Origin of the sequence: Amycolatopsis sp. SID8362 (genome assembly GCF_010550475.1) — a bacterium.
Classification (GTDB): Bacteria; Actinomycetota; Actinomycetes; order Mycobacteriales; family Pseudonocardiaceae; genus Amycolatopsis; species Amycolatopsis eburnea.
In genome coordinates, this window is record NZ_JAAGNB010001539.1 from 1 (window position 1) to 694 (window position 694).

Sequence of the window (694 nt, forward strand, 5' to 3'; positions counted from 1 at the left end):
AGGCCGACGCGCCGATCGCGACGCGCCCGGGGTCGACGCCGAGCAGCCGGGCGAACCCGGCCCGCGACCGCGTGACGTACTGGTCGAACTCCCCCGGCCGGGTCGCGCCGGTCCGCCACCGGTCGACCGACTCCGCGACGGCTTCGGCCACCGGCGCGGGCGGGATGCCGACGCTGGGCGTGTTCAGGTATCCGGACGGGACGGCGAAGTCGGTTCCGAAGGCGCGCATGCCCCGACTCAAGCAGACCCGGGCAAGCCGTTTACGGCAGCAGCGCGACGACGTCGGCGTAGGACGGCGGGCTCAGCGGCAGGTCACGGCCCTCGCGCACGGCTCGCGCGGTCTCGGCGGCGGCCGCGAGGGCCATCCGGTACGGCAGCGAGCCCAGGCTGATCCGCGCCACGCCCAGCTCGGCCAGTCCGGCCACGGTGACCTTCCCGGGCAGGAACAGCAGGTTGAGCGGGAGGCCGGCGGCGACGATCCGCTCGACGTCCGCCGGCTCGGCGAGGCCGGGCACGAACACGCCGTCCGCGCCCGCCTCGCCGTACGCCCGCACCCGCCGTTCGGCTTCGGCGATCGAGCGGTCGCCCGCCCAGTGCGTGTCGGTCCGCGCGTTGACGAACAGCTCCGGCACGCGCGCCTTCACGGCCGTGACCAGCGCGCACTGGACGTCAAGCGCGGCCAGCGAGCCGTCGG

General features: G+C 75.9%; 1 protein-coding gene and 1 pseudogene. Both read right to left on the reverse strand.

The genetic code is table 11. The features are described 5' to 3' along the window. Window positions 1-229 (reverse strand): annotated as a pseudogene (locus G3I65_RS47345) (aminotransferase); the annotation flags it as partial. Between the two features lie 31 nt (window positions 230-260). Continuing rightward, a partial coding sequence (locus G3I65_RS47350) for an isocitrate lyase/phosphoenolpyruvate mutase family protein (protein ID WP_203612704.1) occupies window positions 261-694 on the reverse strand: 434 nt, incomplete at its 5' end.